The sequence below is a fragment of the Arcobacter sp. genome (assembly GCF_050300555.1).
Lineage (GTDB): Bacteria > Campylobacterota > Campylobacteria > Campylobacterales > Arcobacteraceae > Arcobacter.
This window is the reverse complement of the sequence record NZ_JBNKXY010000003.1, coordinates 43852-62132: the sequence shown is the minus strand read 5'-3', so window position 1 is coordinate 62132 and position 18281 is coordinate 43852. Positions and strand designations below refer to the sequence as shown.

General features: G+C 28.2%; 16 protein-coding genes. 5 read left to right on the top strand and 11 right to left on the bottom strand.

Going from position 1 to position 18281, the window contains the following annotated elements; all coding sequences use genetic code 11:
* Positions 1-25 precede the first annotated feature (25 nt).
* Positions 26-3115, top strand: coding sequence for an efflux RND transporter permease subunit (locus ACQY5W_RS03165; protein ID WP_428023492.1), 3090 nt, complete (start codon positions 26-28; stop codon positions 3113-3115).
* A gap of 2 nt (positions 3116-3117) precedes the next feature.
* Here ACQY5W_RS03165 and ACQY5W_RS03160 read toward each other — a convergent pair whose 3' ends face one another.
* Positions 3118-3891 carry a hypothetical protein gene (locus ACQY5W_RS03160; protein WP_428023491.1) on the bottom strand — a complete coding sequence of 258 codons (774 nt, stop codon included), beginning with the start codon at positions 3889-3891 and terminating at the stop codon, positions 3118-3120.
* A 151-nt stretch (positions 3892-4042) separates the two neighbouring features.
* Here ACQY5W_RS03160 and metA point away from each other — a divergent pair, with 151 nt between their 5' ends.
* Positions 4043-4951, top strand: a complete 909-nt coding sequence (gene metA / locus ACQY5W_RS03155) for a homoserine O-acetyltransferase MetA (protein ID WP_428023490.1) — start codon at positions 4043-4045, stop codon at positions 4949-4951.
* Between the two features lie 35 nt (positions 4952-4986).
* Here metA and ACQY5W_RS03150 read toward each other — a convergent pair whose 3' ends face one another.
* Genes ACQY5W_RS03150 through ACQY5W_RS03140 form a run of 3 tightly spaced genes read right to left on the bottom strand, consistent with a single transcriptional unit; the run spans position 4987 to position 8164 of the window.
* On the bottom strand, positions 4987-5187 hold the full coding sequence (locus ACQY5W_RS03150) for a DUF1737 domain-containing protein (RefSeq protein WP_428023489.1): 201 nt from the start codon (positions 5185-5187) through the stop codon (positions 4987-4989).
* Between the two features lie 13 nt (positions 5188-5200).
* The gene (locus tag ACQY5W_RS03145) at positions 5201-5506 is read right to left on the bottom strand and encodes an NIPSNAP family protein (protein ID WP_428023488.1); all 306 of its coding nucleotides are present in this window, start codon (positions 5504-5506) and stop codon (positions 5201-5203) included.
* A gap of 9 nt (positions 5507-5515) precedes the next feature.
* A complete protein-coding gene (locus ACQY5W_RS03140; RefSeq protein ID WP_428023487.1) occupies positions 5516-8164 on the bottom strand; it encodes a valine--tRNA ligase in 2649 nt (882 codons plus the stop codon).
* 126 nt (positions 8165-8290) lie between these two features.
* On the opposite strand from ACQY5W_RS03140, the gene ACQY5W_RS03135 reads away from it, so the two are divergent.
* Entirely contained in the window at positions 8291-9367 is a 1077-nt protein-coding gene (locus ACQY5W_RS03135; protein WP_428023486.1) for a GGDEF domain-containing protein, read from the top strand.
* On the opposite strand, the gene ACQY5W_RS03130 is transcribed toward ACQY5W_RS03135, so the two are convergent.
* Positions 9364-11403, bottom strand: coding sequence for an ATP-dependent helicase (locus tag ACQY5W_RS03130; RefSeq protein ID WP_428023485.1), 2040 nt, complete (start codon positions 11401-11403; stop codon positions 9364-9366). The two genes, ACQY5W_RS03135 and ACQY5W_RS03130, sit on opposite strands and share 4 nt — an antisense overlap.
* A 120-nt stretch (positions 11404-11523) precedes the next feature.
* Here ACQY5W_RS03130 and ACQY5W_RS03125 point away from each other — a divergent pair, with 120 nt between their 5' ends.
* Together ACQY5W_RS03125 and ACQY5W_RS03120 are read left to right on the top strand one after the other, a co-directional pair.
* A complete protein-coding gene (locus tag ACQY5W_RS03125) occupies positions 11524-12018 on the top strand; it encodes a hypothetical protein (protein WP_428023484.1) in 495 nt (164 codons plus the stop codon).
* Positions 11996-13657, top strand: coding sequence for a GMC family oxidoreductase (locus tag ACQY5W_RS03120; protein ID WP_428023483.1), 1662 nt, complete (start codon positions 11996-11998; stop codon positions 13655-13657). The genes ACQY5W_RS03125 and ACQY5W_RS03120 overlap by 23 nt, the downstream gene beginning before the upstream one ends.
* Before the next feature lie 24 nt (positions 13658-13681).
* On the opposite strand, the gene ACQY5W_RS03115 is transcribed toward ACQY5W_RS03120, so the two are convergent.
* The 6 genes from ACQY5W_RS03115 to ACQY5W_RS03090 form a co-directional block, all read right to left on the bottom strand.
* Positions 13682-14371 carry a hypothetical protein gene (locus ACQY5W_RS03115; protein WP_428023482.1) on the bottom strand — a complete coding sequence of 230 codons (690 nt, stop codon included), beginning with the start codon at positions 14369-14371 and terminating at the stop codon, positions 13682-13684.
* Between the two features lie 9 nt (positions 14372-14380).
* On the bottom strand, positions 14381-15067 hold the full coding sequence (locus ACQY5W_RS03110; RefSeq protein ID WP_428023481.1) for a hypothetical protein: 687 nt from the start codon (positions 15065-15067) through the stop codon (positions 14381-14383).
* A 112-nt stretch (positions 15068-15179) separates the two neighbouring features.
* Positions 15180-15731 (bottom strand): sulfite oxidase heme-binding subunit YedZ, encoded by a 552-nt coding sequence (locus ACQY5W_RS03105; RefSeq protein ID WP_428023480.1) that lies wholly within the window; start codon positions 15729-15731, stop codon positions 15180-15182.
* The gene (gene msrP, locus ACQY5W_RS03100; RefSeq protein ID WP_428023479.1) at positions 15731-16669 is read right to left on the bottom strand and encodes a protein-methionine-sulfoxide reductase catalytic subunit MsrP; all 939 of its coding nucleotides are present in this window, start codon (positions 16667-16669) and stop codon (positions 15731-15733) included. The genes ACQY5W_RS03105 and msrP overlap by 1 nt, the downstream gene beginning before the upstream one ends.
* A 177-nt stretch (positions 16670-16846) precedes the next feature.
* On the bottom strand, positions 16847-17350 hold the full coding sequence (gene tpx, locus ACQY5W_RS03095) for a thiol peroxidase (protein WP_428023478.1): 504 nt from the start codon (positions 17348-17350) through the stop codon (positions 16847-16849).
* 54 nt (positions 17351-17404) lie between these two features.
* Positions 17405-18244 (bottom strand): CvfB family protein, encoded by an 840-nt coding sequence (locus tag ACQY5W_RS03090; protein WP_428023477.1) that lies wholly within the window; start codon positions 18242-18244, stop codon positions 17405-17407.
* Between the last annotated feature and the right edge of the window lie 37 nt (positions 18245-18281).

Sequence of the window (18281 nt, the reverse complement as noted above, 5' to 3'; positions counted from 1 at the left end):
CACTTATCTTAATATTAGGCAAAATATGTTTGAAAAATTTTTGAAATTTTTTGTAGAAAACTCTAGGATGAATTACACCCTTTTTATACTAATTTTTGCCATTGGTATTTGGTCATATACAAAAACCCCAAAAGAGATTTTCCCAAGTTTTGATTTAGATATGATATCAATAAAAGGTTCATATACTGGAACTTCTGTTGACATTTTAGATAAGATGGCTGTAACAGAGATAGAAGATAACATAAAAAATATAGACTCTATTGATACAATTTCTACTGTTATAAGTCCTGGAAAATTTACTATTATTTTAGAGCTTAAAAAAGGTGAAGATAGATTTAGAGAAGCTGACAAAATAAAAGATGTTATCACACTTATAAAAACAAATCTACCCTCTGATATGGATGAACCAAGTGTAAATGTTTTAGATAGAACAAGAACATTAGCAGATGTTACAATTACATCAAAAAAACTTTCAACTGATGAGTTAAAACCCTTTGCTGATAGTTTAAAAAGTCAAATATTAAATATAAATGGTATTAGTGAAATTAATATTTATGGTGATTCGGATAAATTTTTTGAAGTATTAATTGATGAAAATAAAATTGAAGCACTTGGGTTAAATAAAAATGAAGTATTTAATGCCATTTCAACTATTTCATATATCTTTCCTATAGGAAAAATAGAAGACCCTAAAAAGCATTTTTATATCTCAACATACAATGGTGCCAAAAATGCCAAAGAGTTTGGAAACATTTTATTAAAATTATCAAATAAAGCAGTATATGTAAGGGATATAGCAAGCATAGCTAAAAAATATGAAGACTCATCAACGCTTTATTCACTAAATGGTCAAAGTGCACTTTCACTTCAAATTGTTCAAGCAAATACAGCTGATGCAATTCAAATTGTAAAAGAGATAAAAAAACTACTTCCAAATATCTCAAAAAGAAATCCAAATATAAATATTGAAATTTCAGATGATAATAGTGAAAGAATTGTTGATAGATTAAATATAGTATCATCAAATATTTTGTTTGGAGTAATACTTATTACCATAATTGTAGCCCTTTTAATAAATGCTAGAATGTCTTTTATCATAGCAATTGGTATTCCAACTTCTTTTGTAATAGCAGCTGTGTATTTTTATTTTTCTGGATATACAATAAACATGATTTCCCTTGTAGGTGTATTAATCGCCATTGGAATTGTTGTGGATGATGCCATTGTTGTTAGTGAAAATATACAACAACATATTGAAGAAGGCTATGACCCTAAAACAGCAGCAATAATGGGTGCAAAGGAGATGGTTGAACCTGTAACTATTGCTTCAATTACTACACTTTTTTCTTTTCTTCCAATATTAATGATAAGTGGAACTATGGGACAAGTTATGAAACTAATCCCTATTGCCTTAAGTGCTTTAGTTATTGCCTCATTAATTGAATCTTTTATTTTCTTACCTATACATGCTGCCCATACGCTTAAAAATGGCTCAAAAGTTACTTCATGGGAAAAAGCAAATACTATTTATAGTAAGATAATTCATTTTTTTATGAACTGGAAAAAAACTTTTATAACAATTTTTATTATACTGGTCCCACTACTTACTTTTGAATTCATAAGTAGTTCAAAGTTTCAGATGTTTCCAAAGTTTGATTCTACAGATATAAAAATAACCCTTAAAGCAAATGCAAATACTACTTTAGAAGAAGCTTTTAAAATTGTTAGCCAAATAGAAGCTGATTTGATAAAGAAAAAAGATGAATTCTATATTAGAAATATCAACTCTGTTGCAGGATATAGAAAAGATGTAGGGAACAACACTGAAAACTTTCCTTATGCTATGTATATGACTGTAGAGCTTAAAAAACTTAAACCAAGTAATTTTTTAGATAAATACATTACTCCAAATTTAAGTTTTTATTATGATGAAACAGGGAGAACAAGAGAAGAGACTTCTGATAAAATTGCAAAAAGACTAAAAAAATATATTCAAAGTAAAAACTACAAAGATAAATACAACTTAGATGAGATAGCCGTATTAGAGAAAAAAGTAGGTCCAATAAAAGCTGATATTAAAATTGGTGTAATAACACCAGACAATCAAAAAGCAATACATACAGTTGAACTACTAGATAAAGAATTAAGAAAACTAAATGGTATGAAATCTGTATCAAACTCTTTGAAATTTGGTATTGATGAAATCAAAATCAAAGTAAACTCTTATGGAGAACAACTAGGTATTACTGAATCATTTATAGGAAACTATTTATCTAATTTATATTTATTAAAGAAAAAATCTGTGTCTTTTGATGAAAAAGAGATGCTTGATATTAAAATACAATCAACCAACAAAGATGATATAGAAAAATTTAAAAATACTCAAATCCCACTTGATGATGGTACTTTTATTGCTTTAAATGAAATTGTAGAGTTTAATACCATAAGAGCTTTTGAGCAACTTTTAAAAGATGATGCTATTAAAAACTTCTATGTTTTTGCAAATGTAAATCCTGATATTATAACTGCTACAGAAGCCATAGATAAAATCAAACCTACACTAGATAAAATAAGAGAAGATGGTGTTAAGTTAGTCTTTAAAGGTGAAGCTGAAAAAAAAGCAGAACTAAAAAGAGATATGCTTTTAGCAACTGCATTGGCACTAATTTTAATTATGATTTCTATGCTTTATTTATTTAATTCATTTAGGGAAACACTTATTGTAATGAGTGTTATACCATTTTCTATTTTAGGTGTTTTAATTGGTCACCAAATCATGGGATTAAACCTTTCAATGCCATCACTAATAGGTGCATTGGGGCTTTCAGGGGTTGTTATAAATGATGGTATTATTATGATGACTTATTTGAAAAAAGCAAAAACTTTAAATGATATTTTTTGGCGAGCAACAAAAAGATTTAGACCAATTATAATTACAACAGTTACTACATTGATTGGTATGTTATCATTGATTTTATTTCCAAGTGGGGAAGCTGTAATATTCCAACCAATAGCAATAGCTTTAGGATTTGGACTTGCATGGGGAACTGTTTTAAATCTAATATATTTACCAGTTTTATATACAATTACCCATAAATTAAGAAAGAGTTTTTAATCCTATAAAAAGATAAAAAGTGATTTTATAGTATTTATACTCATTTGAGTTGGCTCATCTCCAAGTCTTTCTAAAGTCATCTCAACTCTATTTTTCATTTGTAAAATAATATGTTCAAATGAGAAATTTGAGTATCCAAAAATACTCTCTTCTCCACTTTTTATATATGCTAATTTTTCAAAATCTTTCCAAGAAGGTTTTAAACCATTTTTAACTCTTTTTTCCATCTCTATTTGCCAATTATTTTGCCAAGTTAAAAATAGATAATTATCACTCAAATCTTTTTCAACTTTGATTTTCCATGCTAAGATTTGAAGATTTGCATATAACTTTCTAAGCTTCTCTTTGTCATAAGAAAAAGCAGTAATTTTATAACTACTTTTTATATCATAGGCATCATAAACATTTTTATATAAGCCAAGAATTAAATAATCATTTCTATTTTGTATATCATCTTTACTAAAAGCTATTTGCAAATAACTTGTATAAGAATCTAAAGAACTTTTTTTAAAATTTAGGTTTATATTATTTTCTAAATTATCAACTTCACTATAAATCTTTGATGCCAATGATTTGTCATAGGCACGTGGATTTCGTTTATCAAGTTTTTCTTTTAAATTTAAAACCAACTTACTGATTTTTTTATAATCTTTTTTTATCTCAACTGCATTGTTTGATTGAAATACTTCTTGAAGGTTCTCTTTTTTAATGGATATACATCCTGTAAAAAAACATAAAGTAATTATTGTTAATACAATATTTCTTACATATAACACACATTGTCCTTTATTGTGATAATAGTTGATTTCTATTCTATCATATACATACATAAAATCTATTTTATAAACTCATTATTTATTTACTTAAATGGCAGTAGTTTTTATTACTTTAATGATATAATCAGCAAAAATTATTAAGGAGGTTAATATGCCTATTGTTATTCCAAAAAAACTCCCAGCTGTTAAGATTTTACAAAAAGAGAATATTTTTATTATGAATGATAAAAAAGCGATGAAACAAGACATCCGACCTCTAAAAATTCTAATACTTAATTTAATGCCAAATAAAGTAGAAACTGAAACTCAATTATTAAGACTTTTAGGAAATACCCCATTACAAACTGAAATTACACTTTTAAAAACTGCAACTTATCAGTCTAAAAATACTTCAGAAGATCATTTAGAAAGTTTTTATAAAACCTTTGATGAGATAAAAGAACATACTTACGATGGATTAATTATTACTGGTGCTCCAATAGAAACTATGCCTTTTGAAGAAGTTTCATATTGGGAAGAATTAACACAAATCATGGAATATTCAAAGACAAATATTACTTCTACTTTGCATATTTGTTGGGGGTCACAAGCAGGACTTTATTATCACCATGGAATACCAAAATATGAACAAGATAAAAAGACATTTGGTGTTTTTGAACATGACCTTTTCAATAAAACAAATCCACTTTTAAGAGGTTTTGATGATGAAGCTTATATTCCACACTCAAGATATACAACTGTACTAAAAGAAGATATTGATAAAGTTGCTGACTTAGAGTTACTTCTATATTCAGAGGATTCAGGTGTTTGCCTTGTAGCTTCAAAGGATAGAAAACATGTATTTATGAGCGGTCATGTGGAGTATGATTTTGATTCTTTGCAAAAAGAGTACTTTAGAGATGTAGAAAAAGGCTTAGATATCGATATTCCAAAAAACTACTTTAAAAATAACGATACAACAAAAGAACCAAAAGTAAAATGGCGTTCTGCTGCTCACTTACTTTTTGCTAACTGGTTGAACTATTACGTTTACCAAGAAACACCTTTTGAGTTGAAATAATAAAGTAAAGAGAAAAATCTCTTTACTTTATTGGTTTAATACTCTTTCAAATCAATATTATCTGAAAACTTTTCACCTTTTACTTTTTTAACCAATGCTTGACCTGCTATTGGTGTTTTTCCATTAAAAGTCAATGTTGGATTTCCATGTAATTTCCAACCATTATTAAGTAGTTTTGTTATTCTCATACAAAATTCACTATTATCTTGATGAGTGATAAATCTATATAATTTCATTAAAATCCCTCCCTTATTCAAAAACTGGTCTAAAAAAACTTCTTTCATAACTAATAATACAATTTGTTTCTTCTGCATATTTAAATGCAGCAATGCAATCTTTGTCTTTAAAAGATTCATTTCTATACTTTTCATAGCTTGCTAAACTTGGAAATGTAAATAAAGCTAAGGCAACATTATTTTTACCCTCTGATGGAAGGAAATATCCATGATGTGTACCACCAAACTTATTAACTAAAGGTATCCATAGTTTTGCATAGTGTTCAAACTCTTTTATTTTATTTGCATCAATTATATAATTCAAATAACATGTAATCATCATATATTCCTAGTTTAAAGACTTAAGTTCAGCTTCTACTTTCACAAGTTTCTCTTCAGCACTTGCTAATCCAGCTCTATTTTCTTCTATAACATTAGCAGGTGCATTTGCTACAAATCTTTCATTTGATAACATTCCAGATAGTTTTGCTATTTCTTTCTCTAACTTTTCTTTTTGCTTAGAAAGTTTATTGATAATTGGCGTCATATCAATTTCACCTGTTGGTAAATAAACCTCTAAGTTATCAGAAACATCTGTTATAGAATTTTCTTGTTTAGCATCTACAAACTCTATATTTTCTACTTTTGCTAGTTTTTCAATAAATGGTTTTGCCACTTCTTTATCAATATTTTTTCCAAGTTTGATATATGCTTTTGCAATTTTACTATTACCCATATCAATAATAACTTTTGCTCTTCTAATAGCTACAATTGCTTCTTCAATAATAGCAAACATATCTTCCATCTCTTGATTTTTTGCTATTTCTTTAGGGAAGTTCATAATCATCAATGAATCACCCTCTTCTAATGATGTTCCTGATAGTTTGTGATATAAAAAGTCTGAGATAAATGGCATAAATGGAGATACCATTTTAAGTGTTTCTTTGAAAATTGCCCCAAGTTCTACAACAGAATCTTTACTTGCTTTTGCGTACTCAATACCCCAATCACAAAACTCATTCCATACAAATTTATAAAGTGTACTTGCAGCTTCATTGAACTTATATGTATCAAGTGTATTTCTAACTTCATCAATTGCATCACTTAATCTACTTTGCATATAAATACCAAGAGGTGTTTTAATCTCAATATCTTTTAAATCAGGGAAAGTATCAACGTTTAGTTGTAAAAAGTTTGATGCGTTGTAAAGTTTATTTGTAAAGTTTCTAAACTGTTCTAAGTTTTTAGCTCCTAATTTAATATCTCTACCTTGAACACAAAGATATGCTAAAGTAAATCTAATAATATCAGCCGAATGCTCATTTACCATATCAAGTGGGTCGATTACATTTCCCTTTGATTTTGACATTTTTGCACCATGTTCATCACGTACAAGGGCGTGCATATAAATATCTTCAAATGGTAACTCTTTTTTAAAGTGTTCTCCCATCATCATCATTCTAGCTACCCAAAAGAACATAATATCAAAACCAGTGATTAGTAAAGAGTTTGGATAAAAATCAGCTTCGTCACTGTCATTATAAAGCTCTTTTAGTTTTCCATTATTTCCCCAACCCAAAGGTGACATTGCCCATAAAGCAGATGAAAACCAAGTATCAAGTACATCTGGATCTTGGGTATAATGTTTAACTCCACATTTTGGACACTTCTCTGGCTCATCAGCTTTATCAGCCCATTGATGTCCACAATCTTCACAAGTAAATACAGGAATTCTATGTCCCCACCAAAGTTGTCTAGAGATACACCAAGGTCTTAATTCATCCATCCATGCAGTGTATGAATTTATCCAATGTGCTGGATGAAAAAGTGTACCATTGTGAGTACCATCTTTTGCTCTTTGTTTTGTAGTCTCTTTTGTTTTTCTAATAGACTCTTGTGCCATATCAGAACTTAAAAACCATTGTTGAGAAATAAATGGCTCAACAATATTTTTACATCTATAACAGTGCCCTACTTGATGAACATGCTCATCTATTTTTACAATATATCCTTCAGCTTGAAGTTTTTCAACGATTGGTTTTCTTGCTTCCAATCGCTCAAGTCCTGCAAACTCTCCACAGTATTCATTTAAAATACCCTTTTCATCAAATACTTTGATAAACTCTAAGTCGTGTCTTTTCCCAACTTCATAGTCATTTTGGTCATGTGCTGGAGTAACTTTTACAACACCTGTTCCAAACTCCATATCCACATGAGAGTCTGTAATAATTTTTATTTTTCTATTAGTTAAAGGGAGTAAAACTTCTTTTCCTACAATATTTGCATATCTTTTATCATCTGGATGAACCATGATTGCCGTATCTCCAAAATACGTTTCTGGTCTAGTAGTTGCAACTTGAACTTCTCCACTTCCATCTGCAAATTTATAAATCATATGATAAAACTTACCATTTATTTCTTCATGTTCAACTTCGATATCTGATAAGGCTCCATCATGTGTACACCAGTTTACCATATAGTTATTTTGAGTGATATGTCCTTCATTATATAAAGATACAAAAGCCTCTTTTACTGCTTCTCGTAAACCTTCATCCATAGTAAATCGTTCACGTTTCCAAGCAGGAGTTACTCCTAATTTTCTCATTTGATGAACTATATTTCCACCACTTGTCTCTTTTTGTAACCAAGCTCTCTCAAGAAACTTCTCACGTCCTATCTCTTCTTTTGTTGTACCTTCTGCTAAAAGCTGTTTTTCCACAACATTTTGTGTAGCAATTCCAGCATGGTCAGTTCCTGGTTGCCATAAGGCTTTAAAGCCGTCCATTCTTTTATATCTAGTAATAATATCTTGTAATGTAAATGTCAAAGCGTGCCCAATATGTAAACTTCCTGTTACATTTGGTGGTGGCATCATTATTGAGAAAGTTTTTCCAACTTCTTGAATATTTTTGTTACCATCAATCTCAAAGTAACCTCTCTCTTCCCATATTTTATAAAATTTATCTTCTACAATTGAGGGTTCATACTTTTCACTCATAAATTATCCTGTTATCTAAAATTACGCGATTATAACTAATTTTGGGTATATAAAAGATTAATAATATAAAAAAGTTATTTTAAACTTTTTAGTGATATAATAATTGCTTTTAGATTTTAGGATAATATGAAAAAAATATTTATAGACAAATCATTAACATTTTTTATACTTTTAATTGTTATTACAAGTGTTTTTTTATACTTTAGTTATGACTTTTCTATAACTACTTATAATAGAATTGAAAACAAACAAAATAATAAAAATATTGAAAACTTTTTATATTTATTAGATAATGAGTATAAAAATCTTTCTTCTATAAAAGAAGAAAGTAAAAATAATATAAAAAATGAATGTTTAAGATTTTTCGATGATTGTTCTATTAACTTTGAAAATAAAACAGAAGTTTTTACATATATTGAAAATTTTACTATTATAAATGAACTCAACTATTTAAATATCAAAAACAATTTTTTGTTTCACATACAAACAAAAACCTATCAAGAGTTAACAAAAGAGGCTAAAAATAGTATAAAAATATTCTCTTTGATTGTTATAATAATTCTTACTTTAACTATACTAATAAGTATCACTTTCCAAAAACAACTTAATAAAGTAAATGAAGAATTAGAAGAGAAAGTATTTGATAGAACAAATCAATATAATCACACAATAAAAGAGCTTGAAAAAGTAAATTTAAAACTTTATGATTTAGCTCATACTGACTATTTAACTCAAATCAAAAATAGAAGAAGCTTCTTTTTACATACAAGCGCTTTATTCAAAAAAGTTCAAAAAAGCAAAGGAATACTAAGTATAATAATGATTGATATTGATAATTTTAAATCCATTAATGATACATATGGACATGAAATTGGTGATAAGATTTTAAAGGTATTTGCTAACTCAATAAAAGAGATTTTATACAAAGATGAGATTTTTGGAAGACTTGGAGGGGAAGAGTTTGCTATTGCTTTACCACATACTAATTTAGAAGAGGCATTTAAAATTGCTGAAAATATAAGAAAAAGAATTGAACGAATTGTAATTAATATACCTAGTTCAAAACTTTTTATAACTGCAAGTTTTGGAGTAAGTGACTCAATCAATACTCACTCAATAGATGAGATTATAAAAAATGCAGACTTGATGTTATATGATGCAAAAAGAAAAGGGAAAAATAGAGTTAGAAGTAGATTACCTTAACTCTCATCTTTTATTAAACCAGCCTCTTTTAAAAACTGTGAATAAACAAAACTTAGTTTTTTTACTTTGTCATATTTTGCATAAGAGAGGTACAAAATATCTTTTGCTCTAGTTACTGCTACATAAAAAAGGCGTCTTTCTTCTTCTATACTTCCACCTTTTGCAATAAGTTTTTGATTTGGGAATCTTCCATTCATCAAATCAATTACATAAACCTCTTTAAACTCTAAGCCTTTTGAAGCATGTACAGAAAGTAGGTTTACACCCTCACCTTCACTCATCTCATTTCCACCTAAAACCATTGCATTTATAAATTTTTCTATATCATTATAGTGATATGACAAAGATTTCAAGAGTGTAATTTTTCTGTTAATTCTTACTATTGAAGTTTGTTTCATAGAAGGGTCTATTTGCCCATCTTTTCTTGTAGCTCTTTTTGTTGATAACATCTCAATTAGGTGGTCATATAAATTTGATTTAAAAATATTATCTATTGCAGTTCTAGGATTTTTTACCCTTTTTAAATCTTTTACAATCAAATAAAATTCAAATAAAAATTCTCCACCTTCTACACAAAGTTTTGGATGCTTTAAAATAGGATTTCCTAAAAAATTCTCATCAAAACCACAATCTTTAAATTTAGATACTGAACCTAACTCTGCAAAATCATCAAAAAGTCCTAACTGCACGTTTTTTGTTTTAGTTGATTCATATGGATTTTTAATATTTGGATCAGGATGAAATAATCCTTGAAATAAATCTCCATTACCTAATTTTATCAAAGCATCAAATAAATCTTTTGCTATGGCTTTTCCAATTCCTTTTCCATACTCTAAAATATGAATTGCTGCCATCATATCATTATGATTTTTCATCAATGTAATAATATCTAATACAAATTTTACCTCAGCAGCTTCAAAAAAACTTTTTCCACCTTTTCTTTTTGCTGGAATAGAATACTCCCTTAAATTTGCTTCAATACCATCAGCACTTGAATTATTTCTAAATATTATTGCTATTTCACTGTGAGGAGTTGTACTTTGACTTATAAGTTTTGATATATGTTCGTACTGGTCAAAAAGTTCGCTAAAAGTCAATAATTTTGGAGAATGTTCTGCTTCTTGTCTTACAACTTCAAGGTTCTTATCATAAACTCTCTCATTGTGCTCAATAACTTTTGTAGCAAGTTGCAATATTGGTCTAGTTGAGCGATAATTTTTTCTAAGTGTAAAAACTTTTGCTCCTTCATATCTATCGGCAAAAGTTGAAATAATACCTATATCAGAACCATTAAAAGCATATATACTTTGGTCATAATCTCCCACACAAAAAAGGGATTTTGGTTTAAAAGCTTCTAAAAGTTTTCCTTGCAAAGGATTAGTATCTTGATACTCATCCACAAGTATCTCTTTAAAATCAAAATTATTAGTTTCTAACAACTCAAGCATGATTGTTAAAAGATCATCAAAATTTGCATAACCATACTCTTTTTTTAATTGATGAAACTCTTTAATTACATCTTCATAAATATCTGTATAAATCTCATGTCCAGCATTTTTTTCAACTATCCAATCACCAAACTCTTCATTATTTTTAGAATTTAAATATAGTGAATAAATATCGTATAAATAACCACCATCATAAGGAGAAGTTGAATCATCCCTTTCAAAAAAAACTCTTTTTTCATAAATAGATTTAAAAAGAGTTTTTAACTCATTTGGCTGTTTTAGTGTTATATTTATTTGTAATTGTTTGATTAATTTATAACTTACACTATGAAAAGTTCCAGCCATAATAGCTCCAGCTATCTCTTTTCCAAAAAAGTTTGAAACCCTTTGAACCATCTCTTGAGCTGCTTTATTTGTAAAAGTTAAAAGTATAATTTCAGAAGGTTTAACTCCATTATTTATCAAAGAAGCTATTCTTCCAACAATAGTGGATGTTTTTCCTGTTCCTGCACTTGCAATAATAAGGTTAAAGCCTGGTTTACAGGTAGCTGCGGCTAGTTGTTCTTCGTTTAGATTTGATAATGGCATTTAGTGTAAGTTCTTTTTTATTGTCATTTGCGAATAGTATCATAAAGTGCTTTATTTAATAGTAAAAAGATACAATTATTACTACACAAAAGATTTACAAAATTTTTATAAGATAAATATATGAAAAGAAGAACATTTATAAAACTTACCAGCCTTTCGCCAATCATAATAAATAGTTATATGATGGCAAAAGATATTGATGAAAAAATCTGGACAACTATTTTAGAAGTTCAAAATATACTTTTTCCAAAAACTTCGAAAATGCCAAGTGCTAAAGAGTTTGGAAGTATATCTTACCTAAAACAAAATATTGACCATCAAACCTTTGATAAAGATGATTTAGAACTTATTTTAAATGGTGCAAAAATATTTGCTGAAACATTTCCAGAGTTTTTTAAAGCAAGTAAAAGTGATAAATTAGAAATTGTAAAACAAGCAAATGAGAGTGAATATGGAAATTCTTGGTTAAATATTTTAGTTTATTATGGAATTGAAGCCATGCTAAGTGACCCAATATATGGAGGAAACAAGTTTCAATCAGGATGGATGGCACTTAAACATAAAGCAGGAATGCCAAGACCAAAGAAAAAATATGGAGCTAAAATTGATTTATGATGTATGTATTATAGGAAGTGGAGCTGGAGCTGGTCCCATAGCTTATACCCTAGCAAAAGAGGGAAAAAAAGTTTTAATCCTAGAAAAAGGTGATATTTATAGTGAAAAAGATTTCTCAAAAGATGAGATGGCATATTCACGAAGAGATATTTTTACTCCAAATTTAAAAGATGAATACCATGTAATAGAAGAAAAAATCGATGGAGAATGGTACAAATTCCCTACTTATGAAACTGGCTGGAGCTTTTGGAATGGAAACTTTTTAGGTGGTTCATCAAATTTTATGAGTGGATATTTTCATAGACTTAAACCAAATGATTTTAAACTAAAATCAACTTATGGTAAATACAAAGGTGCCAATGTAGTTGATTGGCCCATATCTTATGATGAGTTAGAGCCATATTATGATAAAGTTGAAAGGGTTGTTGGAGTATCAGGGGAATATACTTCCTATGCGCATGCAGAACCAAGAAGTAGCAAAAACTATGCTTATCCAAGACTACAAGAACATCCAATAAGTGAAGTTATAGATAAATCTTGTAAAGAGTTAAATTATACTTCATATAAAGTTCCTAGAGCCATTATCTCTGAAAAGAAAAATGCTAGAAATGCTTGTTATTATTCAAACTTTTGTGGCTCATATGCTTGTTCAAGTGGTGCAAAAGGAAGTTCAAGAGCAGCCTTAATTCAACCAGCACTTGAAACAAATAATATAACAATAATACCAAATGCCTTTGTCTTTAAACTTCTTACAAATAAAGATAAAAAAATCCAAAAGGCTCTCTATTACACAAAAGAAAAAACTCAAAAAAGTGTAGAGGCAAAACTATTTGTTCTAGCAGCTCAAGCAGTGGAGAGTTCAAGACTTTTACTAAATTCAAAAAATAGTGACTTTCCAAATGGTTTAGCAAACTCTTCTGGTCAAGTTGGTAAAAATATGCTTTTTACTGGTGGTGGAGTTGGAAGTGCTATTATTGATAAATCTATTTTAAAAGAAGAAAAACTTTTTCAAACTGGACTTTTTGTAAATAGAGGTTTGCAAGATTGGTATTTTACAAAAGAGTTCAAAGGTGGAACTATAGATTTCTTATTTGACCATGCAAATCCCATAAGAAAAGCACTAAAACTCACATCAAATAAAGAAGGAAAACTCATTTTTGGAGAAGAGTTACAAGATAAACTATACAAAAACTTTACAAAATCACGAATACTAAATTTTGAGATTTTTACAGACTGGATGCCAAATGATGATTGTTTTGTAACTATTGATGAAAACTACAAAGATAAGTATGGAGTTCCTGTGGCAACTATTAGAATCGGAGCCCATCCACAAGATGTAAAAGTAGGAGAGTTCTTAGCACAAAAAGCAATAGATGTGCTAAAACAAATGGGAGCAAAAGATATAAAAAGTGATATCTCACCACTTCCTTCTGCAAACTTACAAGCAGGTGGTTGTAGATTTGGAGATGACCCTAAAAAATCAGTTCTAAACAAATACTGCCAAAGCCACGATATAGCTAATCTTTTTGTGACAGATGGAAGTTTTATGCCCACAGGTGGAAGTGTCCCATACACTTGGACAATCTATGCCAACTCATTTAGAGTAGCTGATTATATAAAAAAGAGTGGTTTAATCTAAATCACTCTTTGCTTAAACTTACTATTAAGCATATATCTCTTTCTTTTCATTTAAAACTTCATTATAGTTTTTTTGAAGAAGAGTATAACTATCAAGCAACATTTTTGTTCTTAAGTCTTGATTTTGAGAATATTCAGTTTCTAAATTGCTCAACATATTATATATAAAACTCTCTCCATACATGTTTTTTACTTGTTCATACTGTTCATCATTTATATATGCAGTATTTAAATTATATATGCTAGAATGGAAGATATCTCTTTGTTCTTCTGTATTAATTTCTCTATATGTTCTATACATAGCTTTATTAAAATTTTCATCATTACTCATGTGAATTGAAGATGACATCATAAATATTTGATTATTGTCATCACCATATTTTACTAATGGCGATTTCATAATGCTTTCCATATCTTTAGGATACATATGACTAAAAAATCTTTTTGCTTCTTCATACGATAAAGTATCTAACTCTTCAAGGCTAACAGTATCATCAGCCAATATTTCTCTAAATCTTTTTTTTTCATCGTCAGATAAATCTTCATATAAATTATACTTATCAATATTAGCTAAAACTAATCCTTCTTTCTTATCAGGCACCTCTTTTTGTTCTTCTAAAAGCGAATCAAAAGTTGAGGAAGTTGTTTTTACTTCTTGAGGTTTTATGTTTTTATAGTTATATGATTGTACTTCTTGGTTATTTGTTACTTGCATTTTATTTCCTTATCCATAAACTACTGTTTCTTTATAAGGTGGATTTTCTATTTGCTCTTTCATATCATTATATCCATCAACAAGTCTTTGGTATATCTCTTTTTGGTCATTTGTTTTTGCTTTTGAAAGTTCAGTTGTAAATACGTCTATCATCTTATTTACAAATTCTTGAGCATCAAACTTTTTATTTGTAGATTTTAATTCACTCATAAATTTACCATTATCATCTACTTGAAAAAATGACGTTGGTTTTTCTCCATTCATGTATTGGTTGTATTGTTTAGGAATTTCAAAAAGCATCCAAACATAACTTGCATCATCTGGATTTTGTGCAATCTTTTTCATTAAATCATTTTGTTGTTCAGCTAATTCAGGAGGTAAACTAGGGTCAAGTCCCCAAATTACTTCTTCATCAATAAAATTACCTCCATTTGCATTTTTAATTTCTGTTATTTCTTTTAATGCAACAGACTCTTTATATTTTAATTCATATCCTTCTTCTTTGCTAATTGTATTATCATCTTTAGTTAGTTCATTAAACTTTTGCAAGTAATCTTCAAACTTATCTCCATACTTCTTCTCTAAATCTTCCATAGTTTTTGGAGTACTATTTTCTGTTTTATTTGTATTTGAATTTTGATGTGTTTGAGCGTAAGCATTTAAACTGCTAGTTTTAGTTTCTGTAGTAACTTCCATCTTTTATCCTTATTACATAATTTATATAATAAGACAATTTAAAGATAAAAGCAATTATATAATTTTATTTAAATTATTTTTTAGGAATTTTTATACTATTTTAAACTAATTTTCAAAAAGTGTGATTTAATTTCACTCTTTGTCTAAATTTAAAATAGGCTATGATTAGTATAATCCCTACATATGCCATTTGAGCTTCTGATAGAGACTTTTGAGCCATGATAAAATGTATAGTTATCAAAGCTAAAACTATATATATCACTTTGTGGTATTTGAAATAGAGTTTAAATAGTTTTCCAAAAGATGTAATTGTCATAAATAAAAGTATCAAAAAAGATATCATACCAAGATAGATAAAAGGTTTATCTAAAGTCTCACTAAAAGCAAAATCTAAATCTAACTCCATATCTAAAATCAAAAAATTTAAAAGATGTAAAAAAGCATAATAAAAGCCAAATAAACCTACCATCTTACGATATGACATAAGATTTATTTTTTTTCTAATAAGTGAAATTGTTGTAGTAAAAAAAAGTAAAACCAGTGCTATTGCACCAGTTACTGTATAGATATACTTTATAGGATCAGTTACATTTTGTAAATAAAATATTTCATAAGCTAAAATCAATGATGGCAAAAATAATAATATAAAAATGACTTTTTTCATTAAAAATACTTTCTTAAATCCATATCTTTATACATATGAGCAACCTCTTTTTCATATCCATTGAACATAAGAGTTTTTTGTTTGAAAAGTTTACCCAAAACTCTCTCTCTTTTTTGACTCCATCTTGGGTGGTCAACTTTTGGATTTACATTTGCATAAAAACCATATTCTCTTGAAGCTATATCTTGCCAAGTATTAAGTGGCTCATCTTTAGTAAATGTTATTTTTGCAATAGATTTTATGGATTTAAATCCGTATTTCCAAGGAACAACAAGTCTAAGTGGTGCTCCATTTTGATTTTCTAAAGTCTTACCATACAATCCTACACTTAAGATTGTAAGAGGATTCATAGCTTCATCCATTCTAAGTCCCTCTACATAAGGATAGTTTTTTATACTTGCAAATACTCCTCTTGCTTGGTCAGGAAACATATCATCATCATATTTTGTTTCAAATCTAACATATTTTGCACCACTTAAAGGTTTACAATCTTTTATAAATTTACCAAGTTCAAAACCAATCCAAGGAACAACCATAGCCCAAGCTTCAACACATCTAAATCTATAAATTCTCTCTTCAAGTGAGTACTTTTTGATTATATCTTGGATATCTATAGTAAAAGGTTTTTCAACTGAACCATCAACTTCTATAGTCCAAGGATTTGTAACTAAAGTATGTGCCATATATTTTACTTCTGTTTTTGAAGTTGTAAATTCATAAAAATTGTTATAAGAAGTTATTTGCTCAAAAGTGTTTAGTTCTAAATTATTGGGATTGATATCTTTTTTATATGTTAAATTTGAAATTGGAAGATTCTCTTTTGCCATAAGTTCCATTAAAGATGAAGTTGCAACTACAGAAGCAGCTCCAAGTTTTATAAACTTTCTTCTATTTTCAAATAATTCTTGTGGTGTTATTTCATTTTCATTGATTTTCATAACATATCCTTTAAACTTTCTAAATCAATTTTAATTTAAAAACGTTAAGGATATGTGTAGTTTACAAAATTACTATTTTTCTTTTAGAAGTATTAAAATATATTTTATACCAAAGCATACACTCTCTTAAAAAATCAAGAGAGTGTATATTATTTTTCTTAATAGTAAAAAGTAGGATTAGTTGTTGATTACTGCATTAACAGCACTTAATGCAGCTTCATAATTTGGTTCATATGTTATATCTTCGCAAATCTCTTTATATGTTACAATTCCATTAGCATTTATTACAAAAATTGCTCTACATGTAATCCCAGCCAAAGGACCATCTGCAATTAATACTCCATACGCATTTGCAAAATCTTTATTTCTAAAATCAGATGCAACTTTTAAATTTTCGATTCCCTCTGTAGTACAAAATCTTCCCATTGCAAAAGGTAAATCCATTGATACAACAACTACATCAATATCACTTTGAGCTGCTTCTTCATTAAATTTTCTAGTTTCAGCTGCACATACTGGAGTATCTAACGATGGTACAACAATTACAAGTTGAGCTTTATTCCCTACTTCAATATCTGCTAAATTTTGTCCTACTACGTTTACTATTGGAGCTTTATCTCCAACATTTACATCGTTTCCTGCTAAATTAACTAGATTACCTTTTAACTTTGTTGTTGCCATTTTTGTTCCTTTATAAATTTTATGAAATTATATTTAAATAGGATAAAATTTGTCTTAATTCAACTTTATAAAACTATCCTCTAAAATAATTTTTTCTTCAGATATAAGTTTTGTAAGGGCTGATTTAAAAGCTTTTTTACTCATAGCAAATACTTTTTTAATATCATCCGCATCACTTTTATATGTAAATTCTATTTTACCACTATTTTCTTTTAAAATTTGTAAAATTTTTTCATCATTTTCACTTGAGTTTTTTTGACCAATTTTTTGCAGTGATAAATCAAGTTTTCCATCATCTCTAATATTTTTAATGTAAGCTTTTTTTACATCACCAACACTTATATTTTCAAAAATTTCAGTATGAAAAATCATACCATCATATAAATTATTTACTATAACTTTAAAACCTAAAGGAGTTTTTGAATAAACAAGAATTTTAGCTTCATCGTTTTTTTGTAGATTTTTTATATCTTTTGATAAATATTGAGTAAATTTTTCTGTAGCAATTAATCTTTGTGTTTTTTCATCTTCTACAACTCTTAATACTTTTCTAGCTCCAACATGATATGTTGATGTTTGTCTATTAATCGGAACTAATAAATCCTTTGGTAACCCAACATCAACAAATGCCCCAAACTTTGCAATATCAACAACTTCTAAACAAGCATATTCATTTTTCATCGCATATGGCTTTAAAGTAGTTGCCACAAGCCTATCTTCAGAGTCTGTATAAATAAATACATCTACAAGTGAACCTATTTCCATATCACTTCTAATATAAGCATTTGGTAGTAAAACCACCTCTTCATTTAATGCTTCTAAATATATTCCTGGTTCTGTTAATCTATTCACTTTTAAGGTATTTATAACACCTAATTCTATTTTTTCATTCAATTTAGTTATTCCGTTTATTTATGTTTTTAAAAGTATA